General features: G+C 40.6%; 21 protein-coding genes. 19 read left to right on the top strand and 2 right to left on the bottom strand.

Annotated elements, in window-relative coordinates; genetic code table 11:
• Together O9X84_RS17575 and O9X84_RS17570 are read left to right on the top strand one after the other, a co-directional pair.
• Nucleotides 1-1,096, top strand: a 1,096-nt coding sequence (locus O9X84_RS17575; RefSeq protein ID WP_269520981.1) for an FG-GAP repeat domain-containing protein, incomplete at its 5' end; no start/stop codon positions are given.
• A 55-nt stretch (nucleotides 1,097-1,151) separates the two neighbouring features.
• Entirely contained in the window at nucleotides 1,152-1,643 is a 492-nt protein-coding gene (locus O9X84_RS17570; RefSeq protein ID WP_269520980.1) for a hypothetical protein, read from the top strand.
• A 7-nt stretch (nucleotides 1,644-1,650) separates the two neighbouring features.
• Here O9X84_RS17570 and O9X84_RS17565 read toward each other — a convergent pair whose 3' ends face one another.
• Together O9X84_RS17565 and O9X84_RS17560 are read right to left on the bottom strand one after the other, a co-directional pair.
• Complete coding sequence (locus tag O9X84_RS17565) at nucleotides 1,651-2,466, bottom strand: CatB-related O-acetyltransferase (RefSeq protein ID WP_269520979.1); 816 nt, start codon at nucleotides 2,464-2,466, stop codon at nucleotides 1,651-1,653.
• 36 nt (nucleotides 2,467-2,502) lie between these two features.
• Nucleotides 2,503-3,216, bottom strand: a complete 714-nt coding sequence (locus O9X84_RS17560) for a hypothetical protein (RefSeq protein WP_269520978.1) — start codon at nucleotides 3,214-3,216, stop codon at nucleotides 2,503-2,505.
• A gap of 269 nt (nucleotides 3,217-3,485) precedes the next feature.
• Between O9X84_RS17560 and O9X84_RS17555 the strand changes: the two genes are divergently transcribed.
• The 17 genes from O9X84_RS17555 (at nucleotide 3,486) to O9X84_RS17475 (ending at nucleotide 24,637) form a co-directional block, all read left to right on the top strand.
• On the top strand, nucleotides 3,486-7,181 hold the full coding sequence (locus O9X84_RS17555; protein ID WP_269520977.1) for a hypothetical protein: 3,696 nt from the start codon (nucleotides 3,486-3,488) through the stop codon (nucleotides 7,179-7,181).
• A gap of 18 nt (nucleotides 7,182-7,199) precedes the next feature.
• Nucleotides 7,200-8,342 (top strand): hypothetical protein, encoded by a 1,143-nt coding sequence (locus tag O9X84_RS17550; protein ID WP_269520976.1) that lies wholly within the window; start codon nucleotides 7,200-7,202, stop codon nucleotides 8,340-8,342.
• A gap of 15 nt (nucleotides 8,343-8,357) precedes the next feature.
• On the top strand, nucleotides 8,358-9,566 hold the full coding sequence (locus tag O9X84_RS17545) for a hypothetical protein (RefSeq protein WP_269520975.1): 1,209 nt from the start codon (nucleotides 8,358-8,360) through the stop codon (nucleotides 9,564-9,566).
• Nucleotides 9,567-9,568: 2 nt separating this feature from the next.
• Entirely contained in the window at nucleotides 9,569-10,510 is a 942-nt protein-coding gene (locus O9X84_RS17540; protein ID WP_269520974.1) for a sulfotransferase, read from the top strand.
• A complete protein-coding gene (locus tag O9X84_RS17535; protein ID WP_269520973.1) occupies nucleotides 10,507-12,123 on the top strand; it encodes a pyruvate carboxyltransferase in 1,617 nt (538 codons plus the stop codon). Before O9X84_RS17540 ends, O9X84_RS17535 begins: the two co-directional genes overlap by 4 nt.
• Nucleotides 12,107-12,769 carry an HAD family hydrolase gene (locus tag O9X84_RS17530; RefSeq protein ID WP_269520972.1) on the top strand — a complete coding sequence of 221 codons (663 nt, stop codon included), beginning with the start codon at nucleotides 12,107-12,109 and terminating at the stop codon, nucleotides 12,767-12,769. The genes O9X84_RS17535 and O9X84_RS17530 overlap by 17 nt, the downstream gene beginning before the upstream one ends.
• Nucleotides 12,769-13,515, top strand: coding sequence for a 3-deoxy-manno-octulosonate cytidylyltransferase (locus O9X84_RS17525; RefSeq protein WP_269520971.1), 747 nt, complete (start codon nucleotides 12,769-12,771; stop codon nucleotides 13,513-13,515). The genes O9X84_RS17530 and O9X84_RS17525 overlap by 1 nt, the downstream gene beginning before the upstream one ends.
• Nucleotides 13,516-15,183, top strand: coding sequence for a glycosyltransferase family 2 protein (locus tag O9X84_RS17520; RefSeq protein WP_269520970.1), 1,668 nt, complete (start codon nucleotides 13,516-13,518; stop codon nucleotides 15,181-15,183). It begins immediately after the preceding gene.
• Nucleotides 15,183-16,367 (top strand): hypothetical protein, encoded by a 1,185-nt coding sequence (locus O9X84_RS17515; RefSeq protein ID WP_269520969.1) that lies wholly within the window; start codon nucleotides 15,183-15,185, stop codon nucleotides 16,365-16,367. The genes O9X84_RS17520 and O9X84_RS17515 overlap by 1 nt, the downstream gene beginning before the upstream one ends.
• A 57-nt stretch (nucleotides 16,368-16,424) precedes the next feature.
• Nucleotides 16,425-17,540, top strand: coding sequence for a GDP-mannose 4,6-dehydratase (gene gmd / locus O9X84_RS17510; RefSeq protein ID WP_269520968.1), 1,116 nt, complete (start codon nucleotides 16,425-16,427; stop codon nucleotides 17,538-17,540).
• Between the two features lie 46 nt (nucleotides 17,541-17,586).
• The gene (locus O9X84_RS17505) at nucleotides 17,587-18,318 is read left to right on the top strand and encodes a hypothetical protein (RefSeq protein ID WP_269520967.1); all 732 of its coding nucleotides are present in this window, start codon (nucleotides 17,587-17,589) and stop codon (nucleotides 18,316-18,318) included.
• A 39-nt stretch (nucleotides 18,319-18,357) separates the two neighbouring features.
• Nucleotides 18,358-19,317: a GDP-L-fucose synthase gene (gene fcl, locus O9X84_RS17500; protein WP_269520966.1), complete on the top strand. Its 960-nt coding sequence runs from the start codon at nucleotides 18,358-18,360 to the stop codon at nucleotides 19,315-19,317.
• Between the two features lie 58 nt (nucleotides 19,318-19,375).
• On the top strand, nucleotides 19,376-19,828 hold the full coding sequence (locus O9X84_RS17495) for a GDP-mannose mannosyl hydrolase (protein WP_269520965.1): 453 nt from the start codon (nucleotides 19,376-19,378) through the stop codon (nucleotides 19,826-19,828).
• 91 nt (nucleotides 19,829-19,919) lie between these two features.
• On the top strand, nucleotides 19,920-20,390 hold the full coding sequence (locus O9X84_RS17490) for a hypothetical protein (RefSeq protein ID WP_269520964.1): 471 nt from the start codon (nucleotides 19,920-19,922) through the stop codon (nucleotides 20,388-20,390).
• Entirely contained in the window at nucleotides 20,390-22,315 is a 1,926-nt protein-coding gene (locus O9X84_RS17485) for a glycosyltransferase family 4 protein (protein ID WP_269520963.1), read from the top strand. Before O9X84_RS17490 ends, O9X84_RS17485 begins: the two co-directional genes overlap by 1 nt.
• Nucleotides 22,308-23,534: a hypothetical protein gene (locus O9X84_RS17480; protein ID WP_269520962.1), complete on the top strand. Its 1,227-nt coding sequence runs from the start codon at nucleotides 22,308-22,310 to the stop codon at nucleotides 23,532-23,534. Before O9X84_RS17485 ends, O9X84_RS17480 begins: the two co-directional genes overlap by 8 nt.
• Entirely contained in the window at nucleotides 23,531-24,637 is a 1,107-nt protein-coding gene (locus O9X84_RS17475; protein WP_269520961.1) for a glycosyltransferase, read from the top strand. The genes O9X84_RS17480 and O9X84_RS17475 overlap by 4 nt, the downstream gene beginning before the upstream one ends.
• The last annotated feature ends 2 nt before the right edge of the window (nucleotides 24,638-24,639 follow it).

Genomic DNA, 24,639 nt, shown 5'->3' with positions numbered 1-24,639 from the left:
TGGTTATGCGTTAGCGAACCACACGAGTAATGCGATAAATGCGAAAAACAACTGGTGGGGTGAAGACGACACGGCTGAAATGAATGAGGGGGATAACCCTAAGGCGTTAAGCTTTATTTATGATGGCTATACTGATTCTTCAGTAGGAAAAGTAAACTACTCAAACTGGGCATCCAGCCCTGTACTAGCCAAGCATGTACGCCACGACACTAACGGCGACGGCAAAGCCGACGTTCTTTGGCGCAACACAAATGATGGCCGTAATTGGATGTGGACAATGAACGGCATGTCTGCCACTAAGAGTGCTGGAATTAATGTTATAGCAGATCAGGCATGGGAAATGGCAGGTCGCGGTGATTTTAATGGTGACGGAAAGTCGGATATATTATGGCGTAACAAAGAAACGGGTCGTAATTATATTTACCTAATGGATGGATTTACCATTAAGCAACGTGGTGAACTAAATTATGTTTACGACTCTCAGTGGAAAATCAAAGAAGTCATGGATCTCAATGGTGATGGTAAAGACGATATTGTTTGGCGCCATGAAGGACGAGGAGACACGTGGATATACTTGATGGATGGCATAAAACCAAGTGTATCGAAAGCCAGCCTAAAAGTAGCCGACCTCAATTGGCAAATTGTTGGCAGTGGTGATGTGAATGGCGATGGGTTTGATGACGTAATTTGGCGTCATCAAACAAAAGGCACAAATTATATTTGGCTTATGGAAGGAGCCAATATTGCTAGCCGATACACGCTCAACAATGTGAATACAAACTGGGATATTGTTGGCGCAGGAGATATCAATGGTGACGGCACAGCCGACATTATTTGGAGAAACCAAACAGACGGTAGAAACTGGGCTTACTTAATGGAAAATGGTGAGATAAAAACCAGTTCGCTTATCAACACAGTCAGTAATACAAATTGGAGCATCGCTGACATTGCCGACCTTAATGGTGACGGAAAAGCTGATTTGTTCTGGCGACAGCAGCAGTCTGGCCAAACCTACATGTATATGATGGATGGCGTGAAGATAACTGAGCAAGGTTATGGCGCAACAGTAGGTACAAACTGGCAAGTAATTCACTAATAACAAAAGGGGGAGATAAGGCGTATCTTCCCCACTCATTGAGTAAGGGAGAGCAATGAAGTTAATTTTGATATTTTCAATGGCACTGATTGTCGGATTTTGTACGTATCGAGTGTTCAGTGTTAATGAGGATAAACAAGTGCAGTTAAGCGATTATGCGATTGAGTTGCAAAAGTTGGCAGCATCTAAAAAGGAGGTAGGGAATAACGCTGTAGATAGCCCTGCAAACGCCGCATATGAAGGTACAGATTCATCCTCTGCATTACTTCAAAATAAAAGCTCACTTACTAACACATCGAAAAGTCTGCTTCAGCCAAGTGATCATGCAAGTGGCAACGTAATTGGTGAGACTAGTGACCATGCGTCAAATCTTATGTCCCCTGAAAATGAAACCTTGCAAGACGACTCAGGTTTAGATGCTATGCAAGTACAGGTATCTCAGGCACCTGCTCCTGAAGCTGATTACATTGTATCTGAGTCGATAAGCAAGTTGCCGATACCATCAGAAGAGCCATTACAAGACAAATCAAAAACTGATATGCATTAAAACGCTGCTATTTGAATACGTCTGGCAATACCAGTTTTTCAGGCGTGTATTCACTCAACGTACCAGCAGCTTCTTTCCACTGCCTTAAAAAATGAAAAACTGACTTGGTATCAAGATGGGCAAACCCTTTCAAGTCGTACTTCCACCATTCAGTTTTCAGTAATTCTTCACGCTGATAATCAGAAAAACGGTACTTAATAATTTTCGCTGGATTACCACCTACAATGGCATAATCGGGTACAGACTTTGTGACTACCGAATTAGCCGCAACAATAGCGCCATTTCCTATTGTAATGCCAGTAGATAAGGTCACATTTTGACCTACCCATACATCATTTTTTAAAACAGGGAAGGGTTTAATACCATTTACATCGAAGGTGGGTTTTTCTAAAGAATCGAGTTCGTTATCTTTAAAATAGGCATCAACAAAAACAGACTGTGGCTTCCACGTAAAGTGGCTAGAACTTAACTGATTTACGGGGTGCTGACTGTCTAATACCTTCAAACCCTCACCAATACTACAATATCTACCTACTTTCATTTTTTCAGGCAGCGGCGAATGAGAGTACGAATTAAAGCCAATAGTGCATAAGCCTGATGTAGGCATAGTGCCTTTGCCGCCCACATAGGGTGAACCGTATATAGCGGCGTATGGTTCTATTTCAATGGGGTTATAAAACGTCAGTTGCGAGCCTTCGCTTAACCAGCCCGTTGTATTTTCGCGAGCTAAATAGGTTTCGAAGTTTGGTACCCATGCAGTAAACAAGCGATGCGCTTTCAGCGTATCTATATGTTGTTTGGTTATTTTTACTGTTAGTCCCATTTCAAATCTCTAATTCGTCTTGATTGTTGTAAACTGTTATAAGAAGTCAGCAACAATGTCATATTCGCAAGTAAAATAGCTTTCCAAATAGCGCAAAGTACTAGGAAACGATGAAGCACTATTTCGCACGTTTTCTTTTTCTTCTATCAAAGGTTTTCCAAGTAACTTTTGCAGGCGCTTTAAATCATCACTATTACTTGTTGTGCTACCCACAAAGTCAAAATTTTTAAGCTCAACATGTTTGAAGTAGTGAGCATAAACAAAGATATTTTTTGCCAAGCCATTATCTTTAATGAGGCGTTCAAAAATATCTTCTTTTTTACTAATTCCCTTGTCTAAATAGTGCTGCTTTACAAACGCATACTGCGCTGTTTCATCTTTAGTTGCTAGGTAATGGCCCAATAAAGACCAAGCTCGTTCAAGGGGATCTCTCACCCATGTTACTTTTTTCGCATTTGGGAACATGCTTGTTTGCGCCGCGTGTGTTGGAAAATGACCAAATACCACTTTTGCGCTTCGCGGAACCCAAATGGGGTTGCCTAGCCCGAGTTCTGCTGCTCCAGTATTTCGATAAACACCAAAAACCGGGCGTTGTCCAAGGGCATTAACAAAACTTTGCCTTAATGAACTTCCTGCTGTTTTCGGTACGTGATGCACAACCCAATCTACGTTTTTATTGGGTGCTTGGGCACTTACCTCTTTAGAAGATAGTTTCCGTTCTAGTTTTTGGGAAAATGATAATTGATACATAGATAATAAAACGCTGCGGAACACTCAATAGATGTCAAAAAATACTTTACAAGTACCGTTGAGTTAATAAAACGACGCAATAATACATTGGTGTACATGAAAAGTATAACTGCACATAACATTGTCGAAGCGCTTGAAGAGACAAGTGCTGAAATACGCATTACTACGCGCACTTCGTTGATCTATTACAGTTTAAATTGGCGACTAAACTCGTTACACTAATAAAATTGTAATGGACGCATAAGTTCAAGGTAGTCTCAGGAGACAACATGCCACGCGCAGTGCTTATTTCTGTTGGTGAGCTTTCGCTAGAGCCACTAAAAACGTTGGTGGAAAGTAATGGTGTTACCACCGCATCAATTGCAGTAACTGATACTGCTAGCCTAAAAAGCTTAGAAGCGTTAACAAACAATCTTTCTGAACAAGAGCAACATGCAGAATGCCTTTTAGTTCAAGCCAATAACAACGCCGAAAAAAATGTTTCAGCCTTCACAAGCGTTGCTACTCATCTTATTTATAGTTCGCCCGAAACCTATTTAACTCAGTGTTTAGTGGCTAACCAGACTAATGAAAATGCTGATGCAGCAACTCAGCTGCATATTCAACAATATAGCAAACATGTTCAAAGCGCTTTAAATGCTTTAGAACAAGATGGCGCCCTAAATATTTGCTCTATAGATGATATTTTAGCTAACTCTGCAGCATTTATGAAAACAGTGTTTGGAAAAGATAGCCAAGAAACAAAAGCTGTAACGCCACCCAGCCTGGTTTATAAAGCGATGGCATTAAGTGCCGCCGCTGCACTGGTCGATAAAGATGAACTTTACGAGCTTTATGATGATGCCCTTTCAGTTGGTCAATTGTTTGGTGAATTTTCAGTTCACCTTAGCCCAGATTCAGATACGTTTAAAAATAAGGTTAGCGTGCTTTGCCAGGTTTCAAAGGCAATACAGCAAAAGAATCAGCAGATATCAACACTCAACCAACAGGCTAGAGAAAGCACAGCGAAGCTAAGCGAAAAAGAAACTCAGTGTAGCCAGCTTACTCAGCAGCTTTCAGAACAAAAAACAAAAGCAGAAGAAGAAAACCGTGCACTAAGCAGTGAGCTAGAAGAGCAAAAGCAAGCTCTCAATAAAGCCAGTGAGCAGCTAACTGCAAAAGAAAAAGAATGCAGTTCACTAAAGCAAAGCCTAGATACCAAAACAAACCAACTAGTTGCTAAGGCAAAAGAGGCTGACGAAAGTAAAGCAAAATTGGATGAGAAAGAAACTCAGAGTAACAAGCTTACTCAGCAGCTTGCAGAAAAAACAGAGCAAATAGCAAAAGCTGACGAACAAAACAGCGCACTTAGCAGCGAGATAGAAAAGCAGAAGCAAGCCCTTGCCAAAGCCAGTGAGCAGTTAACGCTTAAAGAAAAAGAACTTGCTACGTTGCAGCAAAGCCTAAACGTCAGAGCAAACGAAATAGTTATTAAGGCAAAAGAGGCTGACGAAAGTAAAGCAAAATTGGATGAGAAAGGAACTCAGTGTAGCCAGCTTACTCAGCAGCTTGCAGAAAAGGCAGAGCAAGTAGCAAAAGCTGACGAACAAAACAACGCACTTAGCTGTGAGATAGAAAAGCAGAAGCAAGCGCTTGCTAAAGCCAGTGAGCAGTCAACGGCTAACGAAAAAGAACTTGCTACGTTGCAGCAAAACCTAAACGTCAGTGCAAACGAAATAGGTGCTAAGGCAAAAGAGGCTGACGAAGCCAAAGCGAAATTAAGTGAAAAAGAAAAACAGTGTAACCAGCTTACCCAGCAATTAGCAGAACAAAAACAAGATGCAGAATTGTCTCAACTTCAAGTTATTCAATTGCAAGAAGAACTAGAAGCTGCCGTTCAAAAAGCCAATAAGCTAGCACCTATTGAGCAAGCGTTAAAAGCGTCGAATGAAAATGCATCGCAGTTACAAATAAAGCTAACTTCAACAGAAGCAGAACAAAAACTGCTGATGCTGAAAATTACGCAGCTACAGGAAGAGCTAGAAGTTACTGCGCAAAAAGTCAGTAAGCTTGAGTCCGCTGAGCAAGCGCTTAGCGCATCTAATAAACAAATATTACAGTTGCAGAAGAAGCTGACCTGCGCCGACGAAGAGGCGCAACTTGCAACGTTGCAAATAGCGCAATTACAAGAAGAATTGGAGCGCAGCTATTCTGAGTTCGAAGCTGTTAAAGTTAAAGAAAAAGAGGCAACCGCAGAGATTAGCAAGCAGCTAAAGGCAAATAAGCAGTTCAAGGCGTTGCAAAAACAGAATGCGCTTTTAACGGAACAGGTTACGCAGTTACAGCAAGGCCTAGAAAAAGCTGAACTCAAAAAGGAATCACTAGCAAAAGCGCACAGCGAACTACAACTTGCACAAACGGAGCATGCCGGAGTAACCATAATGAGTAGTGAAAAGTTACAAAACGCCGAACTAGAGTTAGAGCTAGCGTCATTACAAATTTCCCAGCTTCAAGAAGAAGTAGAGCATTATTACCTTGCCCTTCAAGAAAGTGAACGTTCGCTAAAAAAAGGATTACCACATAACACTATGAGCAGTAACAAACCTCAAACCAAAGTTTTCGATAAGGTAGCCGCTAGCGAGCTTTCAATAATAGGGAAATACGTGGAGGGCGATTACCAAGATATTCACTTAACATTGCATAGCCTTAACTTTCCAAATGGAAGTCAAGTAGAAAGCGTTAAGGTAAAGCTTGTAAACGTGGCAGGACATATAGGCGTAGAGTTTAGAGCTCAAGACAATGAAGCACTGTTCAGAGAGTTTGAAGACTCTTCAGACGAATATGGCGCATATCTTCGTTACTTTTTAACCGCACCCGAAAATTTGCAAGCGCAGCAACAAAAAACGGTAGAGCGACTAAATGCCTCCGAGCGTTTGCTTATAATGGGCTGTATAAACGTTATCGCCGAGCAGTTACAAAATTCAAATATATCAACAAGTACAGAGGTTACTTCAGAGCAGTGGCGAGAATGGCGAAAAGCTGCCATAGCGCTATCGAACCATATTGATACATTACCAAACTGGTTAAGCTTCGATAGCGTGCAGTTACGCGAAGAATTCGCTACAGATGGTTACGAACATTTGTGGTTAGTATTTAACGGAGTATTAGTAGGTAATGTGTGGCGCAATACTCTGGAGTTTAAGCTTTCAGCTAATAACGTAGGCATGGCGCAAAACGGTGAGTTTAGTGATGCAATCAATATTGAGTTTAGAGAACTTGATGATGGCAGTGCTCCGCTAATGACATGGCCACCAGAAACTGCCGATGAATATGGGCCTAAACTCAATGTAGCCATAAATAACCTTACGCGACTTAACGATTTTGCGAATCACGACAAACAGCTAATTTCACACTTAGTTAATAATGTTACAAGTATATTAGATAAGTTAGAAGTTGATGATAGTGACATGTCACGAAGCAAATCGGCATGGGCATCCGCAATTACTGCATTAATAGCGGAAGAAGGCGCTATAGAAGGGCACCAGACATTTCAAGGCACTGAACAGACAGAGCAGGAAGTAGTGACTGAAGCTCAAAACACATTAGTGTGCGACGAAGTAGTTAGTGTGGGCAGTTACCAGCACTTGGTATTTACGCAAGTAGGTAACAACACCAAGATTAAACTGAGAGCAGAAAATGTTAACCCGGAAACTTTCGATGCTGAGGTTTATCTAGAACTAAGAGACGGCACGAACAGCGTTATTTATAACGGCAGCAAATTTTTTGGCGAGGACGATTACGGGCCGCGAGTTAAAATTCCTGCAGAAATGTTGGAGGCACTTCAGCATGATAACCAGGAAGAACAGTTTTTGTGGGCGATATCTGTATATCAAGATATACCTGTAAATGTAGAACAAGCAGAAAATATAGACGAACTAGTAAAGCTGCTGTGGAAAAACATACTAAATCGCAAAAGCGAAAAGTAGCGGTTAATGAAACAAATAGTGGTTATCGACCCAGGCCTGATGGAAGCTGGCGGACATCATGCTGCATTGCTTGAGACATTGTGTGAATCGGAAAAAGAGGACGTTAAGCTGTCGGTTTTTTCACACGAACATCTAGATAGCGCTCTTGCTTCTAAAGCGAGGTCTGCAAAAATAGAAATAGTTAAACATTTCAAAACTAATTTTTATCAACACTATGATAACGGCTTTCAGCTTAAATTATCGGGCCTGCAGCAATATATTCGCCATTTAGCTGCGGAGTACCTACAAGTATTTAAACTAGTTACTGAGAAAAACTCACAAGAAAAAATGGTTTTTTTCTACCCATGTTTAAACTGGGAACATGCTTCTTCATTATCTCTGGCACTTTCTTTTATGCAGAGTGAGCTGCCTATTGTTCATAAAGTTTGTTGCATGTTTACGCCCGCGGACAGATGCGACTCGAATTCTTTCTATTACAGAATGGGATTTAGTACCCTGAGTAAATTTCGCAATGTTAAACTTTATGCGACGGATTGGGAAACCAAAGAGTATTACTCCAGTTTGAATATTCCAACTAAAGGTTACCATCCCTGCTATCTGTTGAATTGGGATGAAGCAACAGTTAAGCGTAGTAAATCTCAAAAGACTCCCCATTTTCTGTTATATATGGGAGATGCAAAAGAAAATAAAGGGTTTACTCGACTGCCCGAATTGGTTGAATCCTACATCAAACGGTATGAGGGTAATGTTGACCTAACTATTCAATATACGCTTGCTTGGGACTATCCTGAATTAGCTGCTTCTATTAGCCAGCTGTTATTGTTGAATGAAAAATACGAGCAGCTCAATTTACACAATTTTTTTTGGGAAGCACCTGATCTTGTTAATGCTTTTCAAGAGTTTACAGGTTTTGTGTGTACGTATAGCCCACTTACTTATAAGAATAAAAGCTCTGGTCTTACTTGGTTAGCAGCATACTTTAATTTACATGTGGTCGTTAGCGAAAGTTGCTGGATTGTAAGAGAGCTTGATAGGTTAGGAAGTAGCTACACAATTAGCAACTCACTATTTATCGAGCCGAGAAGTGTTGAAAACAGTACTCGTGATTCGATTTATTACCAAAATTTGTTTACGAATTTGATAAAGTGGCTTAAAGAATAACTGGGAACTTTGACGATGAAAAAGTATCTAGAGAGCTTATTAAAACGTAATGAAAAGCCGCTGGGCACCATTTTGTACATTGGTGCTGGTAGCGGCAGTGAGTTGGCTGCTATAAACTCTCTTGAGCCTAGAAAATTAGTAGCGGTTGAAGCATCCGCAGAATTGTACTCTGCACTTTACAGAAAATCTAAAAAATGCGTGAATGTAATCAGCGAAAATGTTTGGATTTTACCGCCTGGCCAAAAAACTGCCACCGCTTCTTTGTACAGTAACCCAAGATATAATTCGTTGTGCGCTGACAGTAATATCGAGTTGACTCACTCAAATGTTAAACTCCAAAATAGAGTCACCGTGTCAGGAGAGCCATTAGATTCTTTCGTCGATGCTTTGCATATGGACGGCAATATGGCCAATATACTTGTCATTGACACACCCAATGCAAAAAACAATTTTTTGCCAAATAGTAAATGTTGTTACCTTCAGTATTTCGATTTCTTAGTGTTGATAAAAAGTGCTGAAGAGGTGAAAAAAAGCGAACTATCAAATACTGACCAGCTTTATTTTTTTGACGAAGCAATTCTTGCCAACGAAGAAAGTAGTTCATTTGATTTTTTTATTCGCAATGAAAAAATTTGTAAACTTCAAAAGCAATTAGAATTGCTGAAAGACGCTGAAAAAGTTAATGCAGATCAGTTACAACCAGCAAAAAAGGAGGCTGATAATGAAATCGCTAAGCTACGCGATGAACTCGATTCGATACAACAAAATACGCGAACCCAAGCTGATAATGATTTAATCGAGAATCAGAAACTCAGATTAAACATTAAAGAGTTAAATGACGAAATAAGAGAGCTAAAGTCTTTAAATGAAAAGGCTACGATTGACCTTGCTGAATGCATCACAGAGCGTGATGCAAAGCATAAATTACATCAAGAGAGTAAAAGCCTGGCAGAATCACTTAACACCCAGCAAGGGCAACTCAAAGCTGAATTAACGAAAAAAAATAGCAGTTTTAGTTTAGCTCAAAAAATGCATGCCAAAGCGCAGGTAGACTTAGACAATCTGCGCGAAAAATATTCTGAAAAACTGTCTTCTGAGAGGGAACTTATTGATTTAATAAAAGAATTGAGGGCGAAGCTGGCTATTGCCTCAAAATATTATTTTAAACTTCAACAAGAGCATCCTGAATTGCTAGCGAGTGATGCTAGTGGAAAAGAGAACTAGCGATGTCTTCAAGTTTCGAACTTTTCAAAAAGCAACTAGATGGCGCGGTTAGTTTGATAGAGAGTAGTAGTGTTGGCGAACAGAAATCCACCAGTTTACCTCCATTTCTTGACGAATTAGAAGATACAAAATCTTTACTTGCGCGTTGTGAGGGTTTATGTGAAAAATATGCTGCTGATAAGCCTATTATTCGCATTATTCATCACTTGGCATGCAGCGGCGGTACACTGTTTTCGAAGTGTTTATCAGCTATGCCAAATGTATACTTACTCAGTGAGGTGCACCCCTACTCTCAACTATCTGCTTCCCGACCGCATTTTGCTCCTTCTGACATAGCGATGCTTTCGAAATTTGCTGGTGTACCTAATCAAAAAAAATTAGCTGCGAAAGTTTTCACTAATTCAATAAAACTTGCCTATGAACACGTCGAACAATGTGGGGGAACACTAGTACTGCGCGATCATACGCATTCCGACTTTAATACGGAATCGCCTGTACCCTTGAAAAGTGAAATTGTTTCCCTCCTCGAAAGTGAATATGAGATAAAATCTGTGTTAACTATCAGAGATCCATTAGATTCATTCACTAGCTTAAAGAGAAATGGTTGGATGACTTTCGAACCCCAAAGTTTTGACGAATATTGTCGGAGGTTACTTTTGTTGCTTAAGCAACATGCACCAAGTTCTATATTCAAATATGAGGAGTTCGTAGAATCACCAGAGTTAATTATGAAGAAAATATGTGACGCATTAGCTCTTCCATACGATGAAAGCTTTGTGGAAACATTTGGAGTTTTTGATGTGACTGGAGATAGTGGCCGAACTTCTGATGTAATTGGGGAACGAATTAGAGACATTCCTGAGGCCCTTGTCGCTGAAAGTCAGCGATCAGAAAATTATGAAAAAATTTGCAAATTAATGATTACGAGAGAAGAACAAAAATGACCAAAATATTAGACTGCACCTTACGTGATGGTGGTTATTATAACAAATGGGATTTCGATGTTGAGGTGGTCAACAGTTATCTTAATGCCATGAGTAGAGCAGGGGTGGATTACGTCGAGTTGGGTTTACGTAATTTTCCAATGTCTGGGTTTGTTGGTGCTTTTGCATATACAACCGAATCATTTCTAAACAGGCTAGATCTGCCTGATGGCCCAACATATGGTGTTATGGTTGACGCGAAAACTATACTAAATGCAAAAGTCACAGTTCAAGAGGCGATTGATTCGTTATTCGTAAATGCAACCGAAAGTAAAATTGGTTTAGTGAGAGTTGCTGCGCATTTCCATGAGGTGGAACAATCAGGCCCAGTTATTAAGGCGTTAAAAGCAAAAGGTTATACTGTTGGATACAATTTAATGCAGGCCGGCGGAAAACCTTCGAGCGTAATATCAGAGAAAGCTGCTTTAGCAACTGATTGGGAATGCTTGGACGTTCTATACTTTGCTGACTCACTTGGGAATATGGGAGCGGAAGAAGTAAAAAGAATTACTGCAGCGCTTAAGCAGGGTTGGTCGGGCGCACTTGGTATTCATACTCACAATAATATGGGTAAGGCATTAGATAACGCTCTCATTGCAAACTCGGAAGGTGTTGAATGGCTGGATGTAACAGTAACTGGAATGGGAAGAGGAGCCGGGAACGCGCAGACTGAATGCTTGTTAGCTTCCGTATCAAAATCTTCGACAAAGTATAGGCCAACACCCGTTTATGATTTGGCAATACGTCATTTCGAGCCCATGCAGCGTAGCTATGGCTGGGGCACAAACCTGCTCTATTTCTTGGGTGCTCAGCATGACATACACCCGACTTATATACAAAATCTATTAAGTGACACGCATTATGGAACTGATGAAGTCGTAGGCGCGATAGAATATTTAAGTAAGCTAGAGAATACATCAAGTTACAAAGGTGAGGTACTGAAAGCTGCCTTGACATTTGATTCTTCAAAAAAAGAAGTTTCAGGCAGTAATGCTTTAGTTGGGAAAGCGGTCAATAGAGACATATTAATTCTCGCTAACGGGCCTAGCTTTCAAAGATATTCACACGAGATTGAAGCCTTTATTGAATCAAATAATCCAATAGTTTTAGCTATAAATATGCTACCTCTTAATAAAGACTATATTGATTATTATTGCATTACACATAACCCTAAATTTTTGTCTGAGCACAGTAATTACTCTGAAATTGGAAAGCCCGTAATTCTACCTAAGCATCGCTTCACTGATGATGAGTTAGCTGTTTTTGGTGAAGATGTAATGCTTTTTGACTACGGATTGATTGAGTTGGCACAGACATACGAAGTGTTCGATAATAAATGCACTATTCCATTTGATATTACAGCCGGGTACACCCTTGCCATAGCGACAGTCATGAAGCCTAATACAATCTTACTTGCAGGATTTGATGGTTATGCCTCAACCGACCCGCGCCAGTTGGAAATGATCGATCTATTAGCAAGAGTTCAGAAGTTTGAGGGCGTGCCGCAAATATTATCGCTTACTCCAACCTCTTACTCAGTTCCAGAAGGTTCGGTCTATGCACCCATTAAATAGTAGCGTCACAATTATTTTTGATTGTGACGGCGTGATATTTGATTCTAATAATCTAAAAGTAGATGCAATGGGTACTGTTTTGCGTTCGCTCAACTTTTCTAGCAGCCAGATAGAATCATGTTTAAATTTTTTCTCAAAAAATTTCGGTAAATCTAGATATTTTCATGTGGATGTATTTCTTGAAAAATACCTAGCTATAAAAGATGAGCAAAAGGATTACTTTCGAGAAAAAATATTGAATGCATATTCTGTAGAATGCCGCCATCTTTATACGGTAGCAAAGATTGCTCCGTTTCTATTAGAGTTTTTAGCTAAAAACAAAGCTGTAAAATTTATTGCTAGCGGGTCTGAGCAAGAAGAGCTCAGGCAGGTTATAAAGGAAAGAGGATTAAATCATTATTTTGACGGCGTTTTCGGCTCACCAACAAAAAAGGTGGATTTAGTTGCAGATATTATTTCAAAATCTGGCAACGAAGGCTGTATTCTGATAGGCGATTCACATTCTGATTTAGAGGCTGCTAGGACTAATCATATCGATTTTATCTATTACAGCCCTTACTCGAATGTAGATTCGATCATGAGAAAGCTTTGTAAACAGTTTGATTATAAAATACTATCGTCTTTTCAAGAGGTTGTAGATAAATAATGAAAACGTCACACAATTTTGCAGTTGTTATTCCAGCGAGATACAAATCGACACGATTTCCCGGTAAGCCGCTTGTTGATATTTGCGGTCAAACAATGGTGCAACACGTATGGGAACGATGTTGTTCAGCTGTAGGGGTAGAAAAAGTATACGTGGCAACGGATGATTTAAGAATCGAGTCGGAAGTCAGAGCTTTTGGGGGGCAAGTCCTCTTAACGAGTGATAGTTGTTTGACTGGGACTGATAGGTTAGCTGAAGCCAACAAGCAACTCGATTGTGATTTCATAGTGAATGTGCAAGGTGATGAACCTTTAATAGAGCCGACCAATATCCTTAAAGTCATTGAAAAACATTTAAGAACAGGAAATGTGACGAACGCATATTGCTCAATAGAGAGTGAGAACGAGCATAAGTCTCTAAATGTTCCTAAAGTTGTTTGCTCGTTGACGGAACAACTTTTGTATATGAGCCGAGCGCCTATTCCATTAACTAAAGGCGGTCAATTTAGTTTTGGATACAAACAAGTGTGTATTTATGCATTCTCAAGAGAGCAACTCAATTTTTTCTCTTCTCATAAAGAGAAAACGCCTTTGGAGAATATAGAAGATATTGAAATTTTGAGATTCTTAGAGGCTGGCTATCATATTGATATGGTGAGAGTTTCTGACGGTTCTTTGGCAGTAGACGTCCCTGCGGATGTTGTTGCTGTGACAAAAAAAATAGAAGAAAATAAGGGGGCTGATTAAATGATGCTTCCTAAGGTTACGGTGGTGACAGTTTGCTTTAATGCACTTTCGGATCTAAAAAAAACATACGATAGTGTAAAGAATCTAACCTATAAAAATTTAGAATACATAATAGTCGACGGCGGCTCCACTGATTCAACGGTAGAGTTTCTGAAAACATTACCCGAAAATGTAAAATGGTTAAGCGAGCCGGATAATGGAATTTACTATGCTATGAATAAAGGCATAGAGTTGGCTACTGGTGAATGGATTATTTTTATGAATGCGGCAGACGTATTCTACGCTAATGATATATTAGCGAAAGTAATGAGTCATGCTTCCAGTGAGGTAGACTTTCTCTACGGAGATAGAATCAGAGTTGAGACAAATGGCTCAGAGGCACTCCAAAATGCTGGCAAGTTAGACGACTATCTAAAAACAGAGGTAGTATTTCACCAAGCACTATTTAATCGAACGTCAAGATTAAAAAAACGCCCATACAACACGCATTATAGCCTAGCAGCTGATTATGAATATATCGTACAAGCAATTCATTCAGGTGCGTCACTTAGGTATGTAAGCATTCCCATATGTAAATTTCAATGTGGAGGTAGAAGCCGAGTTCTGCATGTCCGTGGTATGACCGAAGCTATGAAAATTTCCATTGATTTTCAGAAAGATAAGTCGTTATGGACGGAGAGTGACTTTTTTAAGGGTTTTATTGGTAACCACTTGGAAGCCGAACTAAACAGAGTTATTACTGATTACATTGATGGGCAAGGTTCTTTTGGGGGAACATTTTTTAATGATTCTAAAGGGAACCTAAGAATAAAACTTAATAAATCCAATGACACCTTTCATCGCTTTCTTGGAAGGGTGCTTAGGCCCCTCTCAAGGTTAGCGTTGTCTACTACTCCCCAGCGTGACGAGTCGATAAAATTTGCAAAGGAAAAAACCTTTACTCCGAAGATTTCAATAGTAACAGTCGTTTATAATGACTTAAATGGAATGAAAAGAACATTCGAAAGCGTTTCAACTCTTGATTATGTGAATATTGAATACATCGTAATAGACGGTAACTCTTCAGACGGTACGATAGATTTTTTACAAGCAAACAGCTGTAAAATAGATGTGCTAGTGAGTGAAAATGACGATGGGATCTATGACGCTATGAACAAAGCAATTGATAGGAGCTCGGGAGATTATGTAATTTTCATGAACGCCGGAGATTGCTTTACAACTCCTGATGTAGTTGGGAAAGCGTTCGAAGAATCAGATATTTCAAATGATGTAATATATGGTGATCGCAATTACTTAGCAGCTGATGGAACAATATCGCACCAAAAAGCAAAAGAAATGTCTACAGTTTTCGAGCGAATGCCTTACTGTCATCAGTCTGTATTTGTAAAGTCGTCGGTACTCAGAAAGTTTAAGTTTGAATTGGCTTATAAATACGCAGCTGATTACCATCAAGTCGTAAAAATGTACTTATCGAATATAAAATTCAAAAAAATTGACTTAACTATCAGTAATTTTGAAGCAGGAGGAAGGAGTGAATCCGGCATAAGACCTTATTTAGAAGTTATAAAAATTCAACTAGACAATGCTCCCAAAGGCTTTAAATCGCAAAATAGCGTTTATATCAAAAGTTTTATAAATAATTTTGGCGACTTAACAAGAGACCTGTAATGTATTCAATATTTACTGCCGAGGATTTCAAAGGTATAAATTTACAACAGTGCCTAAGTGCTGATGCGTATTATCTCAAAAGAGTGAAAAGTGAAAAAGGTCTGCGTGAAAGATTAGATATGGCGTATCGTAATTTAGTGAGATCTGATTTTACTTTTAACGGTATACAAAATAATAAAAGTTGTGAATATTTGTGTTTTAGAGGATTGGTCAGAGATGACTATCGGTATTTTTTTAACCAAGTGATACAGCAAATATCAGGCGAAGTTATTGTAGTTGAAGATTACCATAAAGAGACTAACAGTATTAATCTAGATTTAGTTAGTTTCGTGAATGAAAATCGGCATCTCATGCACCTAATTAATGAGAACAACGCGATAAGGAAACTTTGTTTATATCTGAATCTATGTTCTTATTTGATTGTTTTAGACAATCTGAGGGCGATAAACTTTAAAGTCCTTGTAGTTTTTGCAGATATGCAACCAGTAGACAACCTCTTGGTTCAGTATTTTAGAAACAGGGACGTTAAAACTGTCACTTTACAACATGGTTTGTACGTTGAATATAAAGACTACGATACAGTTAATATAGTAAACTATGAACAGCAATGTGCTCAATATTTTCTAGCTTGGGGAGAGTGCACAGGCAAGCTTATTAAAGACTATCACCCTGAAACTCAGGTGGTTTTGTGCGGAAAGCCTGAACTTTCGATAGCTAAATCATATGAAACAAGTGAACTTGAAAGCAATTATGTTTTAGTTGTTTTGGATCAACCTATTTTTGATGAACAAAACTTTGAAATGATTGACATAGCGCTAAACTACGGCCGTCTGAAAGGTTTTGACGTGAAAGTTAGGTTTCATCCACAGAATGATCGAAGTAAATATCTTTGTAAGTTTCCCGGATTGGTTGAAGGGTCAGATTTGGGTTCCAGTAGGTTAATCATTGGGCATACTTCGACGTTGCTTTTTGAAGCTATAGTAATGGGTATGAACGTAATGAGATTTAAAACTGACATTCCCTGTTTACCAACACCAGATGAATTACAATTTTCTAATTTAGATGAGCTAAAAGTCAATGCAACAGGTAAGTCAGTTAGCAACGAAGTATCTAATTACTACATAGCAAAAACAAAGTCTGCATCTTTTGAGAAATATAAGAAATTTTTTGATAGCCTAACCTGATCATATACAAGACCGATTTTTAAAATATACACAATCATATTTGAGTAAGAGTTAATAATGAAAAAAGCACTTATTACCGGCGTAACCGGCCAGGACGGCTCCTATTTAGCCGAGTTTTTGTTAGAAAAAGGATATGAAGTACACGGTATTAAACGTCGTGCTTCTTTGTTTAACACACAACGTGTAGACCATATTTATGAAGATCCGCACGTAGAAAATGCCAACTTTATCCTACACTATGGCGATTTAACGGATTCTTCAAACCTTATTCGCATAATGCAAGAAGTGCAGCCAGACGAGGTGTATAACCTTGGAGCACAATCGCACGTAGCTGTGTCGTTTGAAGCGCCAGAATATACGGCAGACGTGGATGCCATGGGTACACTTCGCTTACTAGAAGCTATTCGCTTTTTAGGTTTAGAAAAGAAAACGAAGTTCTACCAAGCGTCTACATCTGAACTTTACGGTGAAGTGCAAGAAATTCCTCAAAAGGAAACCACGCCGTTTCACCCACGCTCACCTTATGCCGTAGCAAAAATGTATGCCTATTGGATAGCTGTTAACTACCGCGAGTCTTACGGTATTTATGCGTGCAACGGCATTTTGTTTAATCACGAATCCCCACGCCGTGGTGAAACCTTCGTAACGCGTAAAATTACGCGCGGTATTGCTAATATTGCTCAAGGCTTAGAAAGTAAGCTGTACTTAGGTAATATGGATGCACTTCGCGATTGGGGCCATGCGAAAGACTACGTGCGTATGCAGTGGATGATGCTTCAGCAAGACACTCCAGAAGATTTTGTAATCGCAACAGGCAAGCAAATATCTGTACGTGAGTTTGTGCGCATGTCGGCTAAAGAAGCCGGTATTACTGTTGAATTCACGGGCGAAGGCGTAAAAGAAATAGCTACCGTTACAGAAGTTAATAGCGAATTAGCTCCAGGTGTAAATGTTGGGGATGTAATTGTTGAAGTAGATCCGCGTTACTTCCGCCCAGCAGAGGTAGAAACGCTGCTTGGCGACCCAACTAAAGCTAAAGAAAAGTTAGGCTGGGTACCAGAAATTACTGTTGAAGAAATGTGTGCCGAGATGGTGGCTTACGACCTTGGTAAAGCTAAACAGCATGCGCTGCTTAAGCAGCACGGTTATTCTGTTTCTGTTGCGAAAGAGTAGTAATGAAGCCCTCATTTAGAGGGCTTTCAACTTTATAAGGATGGCAATGGATATACACTTAGTCTCTTTTGCTGATGGAGCTTTTAAAGACAGGGGAGAAGAGTTCGCTAAAGAAGCTGTAGATACAAACTTTTTCGACACAGTCTCAGTCTATCACTTGAACGATCTTGAAATTGATTTTCTCGAAAGTCACAGAGATTTTATGACAACCAATAGTAAAGGCTTTGGATACTGGATTTGGAAGCCTCAGGTCGTGTTACAAGTAGCTCAAAAAAGTTCTCCGGAAGACATTATAGTTTATATGGATGCAGGTTTTGAGCTCAATCATATGGCGGCTCTCAGGTTCAGAGATTACATCGATCTTACACTAGCTCACGACTCAAAAATGCTTTCATTTTCCAATACTCATACAGAGTATCTCTGGACAAAGCGTGATCTTGCAATTAGGTTAGGAATAGACTTCGAGAGTTCACTTTTAAAGACTACTCAGCTTGCCGCGGGATTCTTTTTAATGCAGAACACACAGGAAAATTTTGAGCTTCTCAAAAAGTGGAAAGATATTGCGGTTGAAGATAATTATCACTTTTCTGATGATTCTCCCTCAAGTTTAGACGAACATCCTTTGTTTAAAGAGCATAGGCATGATGCAAGTATTTTTAGCCTCCTAAGAAAACTGGGTAGGTCAGAAGTTACACATTACGAAGTACAAGCCTATCCGCATTTCAATACTCTAAAAAGTCAATTACCTGCTTGGGCGTCGAGAAAAGGGCGGAAATAGCCCGATAGAGTTATAAATGAATTGATTGAGAACTTAATTATGAAAACAGTATTTGTAGCTGGCCACCGCGGAATGGTAGGCGCAGCCATCGTCAAGCAATTAAAAAATCGTGAAAAAATCACCATACTCACGCAAACTCGCGAAGAGTTAGATTTAACCAGTCAGGCGGCTGTTGCTAATTTTTTTGCAGAAAACACCATTGATGAGGTGTATTTAGCCGCAGCAAAAGTAGGGGGCATTCACGCTAACAACACTTACCCCGCAGAGTTTATTTACGAAAACCTGATGATTGAAGCGAATATTATTCATGCGGCTCACGCCAATGATGTTCAAAAGCTACTATTTTTGGGTTCTAGCTGTATTTATCCTAAATTAGCAGAGCAGCCTATGACAGAAAAGGCGCTGTTAACGGGCACCCTTGAAGAAACCAACGAACCCTATGCCATTGCTAAAATTGCAGGGATAAAGCTGTGCGAAAGCTATAACCGCCAGTATGGCCGCGATTACCGCTCGGTAATGCCTACTAATTTATATGGCCCTAACGACAACTTTCACCCTGAAAATTCCCATGTGATTCCAGCATTGCTGCGCCGGTTTCATGAAGCTGCACAGCGCGGCGACAGCGAAGTGGTAGCCTGGGGCAGCGGTAACCCTATGCGCGAGTTTTTGCATGTAGATGACATGGCCGCGGCCAGTGTCCACGTAATGGAATTAGACAACAAAACGTATCAGGCCAATACACAGCCAATGCTAAGCCATATTAACGTGGGTACGGGAGAAGATTGTACGATCCGTGAGTTAGTAGAGACGGTAGCCAAGGTAACGGGCTTTAAAGGCGATATTACGTGGGATACCACCAAGCCCGATGGTGCACCCCGTAAACTTATGGATGTATCACGTCTGCATGCCTTAGGGTGGAAGCATACTTACAACCTGGAACAAGGGCTTAAACAAGCGTTCGATTGGTTTTTAGCGAACCAGGATAACTTTAGAGGCTAATTGAAATTAGCTGGCATATAGCACCGGGCTTGCCCGGTGTTTTTATTTAAGGGATAAAATGGCATTTCTAGAAAAACAAACATTCACTACCGTTATCGACAGCACACCATTAGTATCTATCGACTTGTTGGTAGAAAACACTGACGGCAAGGTGTTACTAGGTTATAGAAATAACCGCCCCGCAAAAGGATACTGGTTTGTGCCTGGTGGTCGTATATTGAAAAATGAAAGCATGGATGACGCTTTTAAACGCCTAACCCTTGCTGAACTCGGTTCAGTTTTCGAGCGCAAAGAAGCTATCTTTTTAGGGCCATATGAGCATTTTTACGACGACTATGTGTTCGGCGAGGGGGTAACTACCCACTACGTGGTATTGGGTTACAAGATAGTGTGTGATTTGGATGTTTCTACTTTACCCAGTGCTCAGCACAATGATTATCAATGGTTTGATAAAAGCGACATGTTAGCTAACGACACCGTTCACAAGCACAGTAAATGGTACATAGAATAAGTGATAGTTAAATGCCATGCGCACTTACCTGATGAAGCGTTTTTTTATTTAGGGTAACATTGCGCTATAAAAGGATTGGACGTAAAAACACATGAAACGCAAACTTAAAAATTTAGCCAAACGCATGCTAGGCAGAAGCGAGCTTAGCTACCACATTGATACGGTAACCAGCGATGTAGTATCGGGCTGGGCAGTCAATTCAGCAAACCCCTCTTCACCATGTGACATACAGTTAAAAACCGGTGATACGGTTTTAGCGAAAACTAAAGCGGCGACGCTTCGCGAAGACTTAGTTGCCGCTGGCGTGGGTAATGGATGTCATGGTTTTACATTGCAACTAGACATGCTGCCATTTTCTGCTGAGGCACGTGAAGCACACCTCTACATTAACGGTAAGCGCGTTACCAGCGAGCCTATCTCACTCAAAAGTAGCTTTACCGATATGCTCGGCGAGTTTTCTGTTGAGGTAGAGCGAAGAATGGATGCGTTACTTGCAATTCAAAATGAGCGCATGCAGCGTGAGTTCGATTACATAAAGCAGCAGCTAGAATCAGGTAAGTAATGACAAATGCGCCAACTCAGGTAGTGGTGTTTTGCCCGCTACCGCCTAAACCTAATGGTATTGCTGATTATTTTGCTGAGCAGATCCCCTATTTTTTAAGATTCACTAAGGTAACGGTTGTCATAGAAAATGAGCACCCTGAACCTACGGGAATTGCGGCAAATGTATCAGTACTGCGTTTAGAAGAGTACATGTGGCAGCAAGCTAATTTTGCGAATGTTCCTCATATTTACCATGTTGGCAATAACCCTGATACTCAGTATATGCTGCCAGTATTACTTTCTAAGCCTGGTTTGGTTGTAGTGCATGATTTGAATTTGCACTACCTCATCGACCTAACTAATTTATCGAAAGACGATAAAAAGGGTTACGAATTGGCGCTCACCAATAATTATGGTGAGGCAGGTAAGCTAATTGGACAGCAATTACATAAGTTCGGGTGGAAAGGAAAGTTCATGCCACACGAACTGATGATGAATGCGAGTATCATTACAGCCGCAGAGCGTATTCTTGTGCATTCAAGGTATTCCGCCGACAAGATAGCGGCTCTTGGGCAAAGCAATGTGAGTATTGTGCCTCACCACTTTTCACCTGCCGCGCGCCAGTATCAGCCTAAGCTTAAAATGCAATATCGTGGTGAATTAGGTTTGCCAGGCAATAAGCCCGTGATTACGTCTATGGGGTTTATAGCCAAAGCGAAGCAAATTAAATCGGTGCTAGCGGCATTGGCAGCGCTAAAACAACAAGGTGTAGAATTCACATACGTACTTGCAGGAAAGTGTAAGCCTCACGAATACGATGTGTATCAAGACATTGCGGATAGTGGGTTAACCGATAATGTTGTTGTTACTGGTTTCTTAGATGAAAACGCATTTTTTAAATATATGTTGGCGTCTGACTTTATCGTTAATTTACGCTATCCCACCGGTGGAGAGTCTTCAGGTACATTAACTCGTGCTATGGGAATGGGTTTATGTTGTGTAGTGGTAAACATTGGGCCGTTTGGGGAGTTACCAGAAGATTGTGCGGTTAAGCTCAATTGGGATGAAAACTTCAGTGAAAACTTACAACTCCAATTGCAACGGTTAATAGAAGATACTCAATACCGCGTAACTTTCGGCAAAAATGCCCAGAAGTGGGTGGAGAGTACCCATAATATTACTGTTACCACTAATGCGTACTTAAGCGAAGCCGCTAAATTAAGCGACAGCACTACGCTAAATACCAAAGCGCTAAACAATACGCATCGTCTTTACCTTACCGAGCAGCAAGTATTAAATTGGCGGCGCGAAACCTCGAAGTCTTTTAAAAAGGACGTGCCTGAAACCAGTAGTTTATGGTGGCAGGCAAATCTAGTTCCTGTAGCGCAATCGTCATTGTTAAGTATTACAGCAAGCCCGCTACACCAATCTTTTGTGCTTAAATCACTATTTGGCTATGAAGACAGTCAAATTACCCAATTAAGCCCGGCACAGTTGCCACACAATAGCCTCGGACGTACCTATCCGTTAGTGGTGTGTGATGCGTCGTTAGCTGATGTTGCTCAATCGCCCGTCGCGTGGTTTGCGCATTTAAATAAACGGTTGAATATAGGTGGTACGCTCGTTGTTTCATTGCTTAATCCAGGCGCCAGCGTTAGTGGGGCCACAAATGAACTTACCAGTGAATACCCCCTAGATAGAAGCAGCATAAAGCGTTTTATAGAGGCAGCAGGCTTTTCGGTAGATAACACCGTTGCGGGTCCGCTCGATATTACGATGACGAATGACATCGCTCCTTTGAATGAATACTGGGTGTTTGTTGCTACTAAACGGTCGTGGATGATTAACCGCAATCCAGAGATCTATCAAAACGGAAGCAGCGAATTGCAATGGCTGTATGCCAATGAAAAAATCACTGACGCAGAGGAGGCGGATAATGCCTAAAACGTTGGTTAGCACAAACGGCAACACTCATAATAGTATGTGTGATAATACGGTATTCAACCCGGTAGATACTGCAATGACACCACTAGAGCTAGCGGCAGCGCGTCATAAAATTAATGTTGATGTATTAGTAACATCAGCGTTTCTTCGAAGCTTGCCACAGCTAGGTGAGGTGGTATTAGCCACAATGCCGCAAAGCATTATTTCTATTTTGGCGAGCGCTGCGGGAGCAAGTGTAACGTATCTTGCGAACAAAACCTTGCTTGAACAGCACGGACTGTCTTATTTTGAAGCAAGCAAAACAGCGGGTGTTGAATCGGTATGCTTTGACGCTACATCAACCATCTTAGAAATTTCCCCTAAAGTGCAGGCTGGTTTTGAAGGGCTTGGACAACGTTCACAGCATTTAACGATTACCACCCCAGATACATTTCTTAGTAGTAGGGTAAATGTGAGTTGGTTAGCGCTACCTAGGCTTTCACTCTCGATATTAGAGGTTACCGAATTTACTATTGAGCAACACAGGCCACTGTTAAGTGGTGTGGTTACCAAAGAAAGCATAGAGAGCATGGTGGCGTGGTGTAAGTACAATAATTACTGCGGCGTAACAAACTCGTTAGCATCACTTGAATCTGAGGATGAAGATACATATTGCTGGTTAGTACCAAATCCTGACATTTTGCATTCAGTTGAAGTATTGGTCGGCAAATATGCAGGCCCAGTAAGCACAAAACTGCCAATGGATATGCTGGCACAGCAAGCATGGCCAGTATTAACAGAAACTAACGATAAACTTGCCCACCAAACACTCGATTATTTGCTGCACAGAAGGCGATGGTACTATTTAGATAAGCTATTAAATATGGGGTTGTACCCAATTGAAACCGATGGCGTTAATTTTTGGCGTTGGCTGGGAAGCGATGGCGTTAGGCTTTTCCTTCCTCTTCGAGCAAGTGGGCACTACACACTTTCGTTTAATGTGTTTTCAGTTGCTGAGGGGCTAGAAAAAGCAACTCTTCGTTGTTTTGTTAATGGACGTTTAAAAGCAACGCAAATTGTTTCAGCTGGAGCAACAGTCAATATCCCCTATTTTGCCGAGACTGACGGTAGTTTAGCTGAATTGCTCATTGTGACTGAACAAAAAATACAAGTGGCAGATAAAACGCTAAGCATTTCAATCTCCGATCTAACCGTTAACTGGGAAGAAATGCCACTATGAATAAGCATGTACTTATTGTTTCTCCTATTCCCTCACATCCTCAATTTCAAGGCAATAGCGCGCGTATATTCAGGCTAAACAGAATGTTTCAGCTGTGTGGCTACCAGGTTCATTTTCTGTATTTCGGTATGGAAGGACTAAGTGATGAACAGCGCAGAGCTATGGAGCAACAGTGGGACTATTTTCACTTTGTTCAGCCAGAAGGCCCGGCCGCTGAACCCTCATTCGGTGAGTATTTCGACATAGACGATTGGTACGACGACAGAGTGTCTGATTACGTAGACGGACTGTGTCAGAAATGGAGCTTTGATGTCTGTGTTGCCAATTATGTATGGTTTTCTAAAGTGTTAGATGTGTTGCCCGATACCACACAAAAAGTGATAGATACCCACGATGTGTTTGGCGACCGCCATATAGTAGCGAAAGAAGCAGGGTTAGAGCCTGTCTGGTTCTACACCACAAAAGAGTTAGAGGCCTATGCCCTAGATAGAGCAGACCTTGTTTTAGCAATACAGGATGAAGAAAAAGCCTATTTTGAAGGTATTACCAACAAGCGCGTAGAAGTTATGGGCTATGTGGTGCCGTTTCAGCCTTTGGTAGTGCAAAAACACAGTAAAGTGGTTATTGGTTACATCGGCTCTGGAAACCCGTTTAATGTGGAAAGCTTACGGGTGTTTCAGCAAGAGGTGATGGCAAAGCCAGAGCTTATGCAGCAGTTCACCTTTTTATTAGGCGGTACGGTGTGTAAAGCATTTAACGAGATGAACGAAATTTTTGATATTATAGGTCTCGTTGATGATTTAGATGACTTCTATCGTCAAATTGATATTGCGATAAACCCTATGGTAGGCGGTACTGGGCTTAAGATAAAGTCGTTAGAAGCATTGTCTTACGGTAAGGCATTATTAGCGACCGAAGATGCTATGGTAGGAATCGATGGTACCGATGCCTTCCACAATTTTGCTTCAGTGCCTGAGATGGTAGGTGCGTTAAAATCTCTTTCTAAAGAGCGCCTCGAAGTTCTCCATAGTCATTCAATTGAAACATTCCAATCGTATAACGAAAGGTTCATTAATGAATTTAAATCGTTGTTCGTGGAGTAAAG

This window comes from Alteromonas sp. BMJM2, from assembly GCF_027257845.1.
Classification (GTDB): domain Bacteria; phylum Pseudomonadota; class Gammaproteobacteria; order Enterobacterales; family Alteromonadaceae; genus Alteromonas.
Note: the sequence above shows the minus strand (reverse complement) of the source record. Positions and strands in the feature narration are given on the sequence as shown.

Excerpts from the sequence above, each read along its gene's own strand:
- O9X84_RS17570 (WP_269520980.1), top strand. The coding sequence starts at position 1,152 with ATGAAGTTAATTTTGATATTTTCAATGGCACTGATTGTCGGATTTTGT.
- O9X84_RS17565 (WP_269520979.1), bottom strand. The coding sequence starts at position 2,466 with ATGGGACTAACAGTAAAAATAACCAAACAACATATAGATACGCTGAAA.
- O9X84_RS17560 (WP_269520978.1), bottom strand. The coding sequence starts at position 3,216 with ATGTATCAATTATCATTTTCCCAAAAACTAGAACGGAAACTATCTTCT.
- O9X84_RS17555 (WP_269520977.1), top strand. The coding sequence starts at position 3,486 with ATGCCACGCGCAGTGCTTATTTCTGTTGGTGAGCTTTCGCTAGAGCCA.
- O9X84_RS17545 (WP_269520975.1), top strand. The coding sequence starts at position 8,358 with ATGAAAAAGTATCTAGAGAGCTTATTAAAACGTAATGAAAAGCCGCTG.
- O9X84_RS17540 (WP_269520974.1), top strand. The coding sequence starts at position 9,569 with ATGTCTTCAAGTTTCGAACTTTTCAAAAAGCAACTAGATGGCGCGGTT.
- O9X84_RS17535 (WP_269520973.1), top strand. The coding sequence starts at position 10,507 with ATGACCAAAATATTAGACTGCACCTTACGTGATGGTGGTTATTATAAC.
- O9X84_RS17530 (WP_269520972.1), top strand. The coding sequence starts at position 12,107 with ATGCACCCATTAAATAGTAGCGTCACAATTATTTTTGATTGTGACGGC.
- O9X84_RS17525 (WP_269520971.1), top strand. The coding sequence starts at position 12,769 with ATGAAAACGTCACACAATTTTGCAGTTGTTATTCCAGCGAGATACAAA.
- O9X84_RS17520 (WP_269520970.1), top strand. The coding sequence starts at position 13,516 with ATGATGCTTCCTAAGGTTACGGTGGTGACAGTTTGCTTTAATGCACTT.
- O9X84_RS17515 (WP_269520969.1), top strand. The coding sequence starts at position 15,183 with ATGTATTCAATATTTACTGCCGAGGATTTCAAAGGTATAAATTTACAA.
- gmd (WP_269520968.1), top strand. The coding sequence starts at position 16,425 with ATGAAAAAAGCACTTATTACCGGCGTAACCGGCCAGGACGGCTCCTAT.
- O9X84_RS17505 (WP_269520967.1), top strand. The coding sequence starts at position 17,587 with ATGGATATACACTTAGTCTCTTTTGCTGATGGAGCTTTTAAAGACAGG.
- fcl (WP_269520966.1), top strand. The coding sequence starts at position 18,358 with ATGAAAACAGTATTTGTAGCTGGCCACCGCGGAATGGTAGGCGCAGCC.
- O9X84_RS17495 (WP_269520965.1), top strand. The coding sequence starts at position 19,376 with ATGGCATTTCTAGAAAAACAAACATTCACTACCGTTATCGACAGCACA.
- O9X84_RS17490 (WP_269520964.1), top strand. The coding sequence starts at position 19,920 with ATGAAACGCAAACTTAAAAATTTAGCCAAACGCATGCTAGGCAGAAGC.
- O9X84_RS17485 (WP_269520963.1), top strand. The coding sequence starts at position 20,390 with ATGACAAATGCGCCAACTCAGGTAGTGGTGTTTTGCCCGCTACCGCCT.
- O9X84_RS17480 (WP_269520962.1), top strand. The coding sequence starts at position 22,308 with ATGCCTAAAACGTTGGTTAGCACAAACGGCAACACTCATAATAGTATG.
- O9X84_RS17475 (WP_269520961.1), top strand. The coding sequence starts at position 23,531 with ATGAATAAGCATGTACTTATTGTTTCTCCTATTCCCTCACATCCTCAA.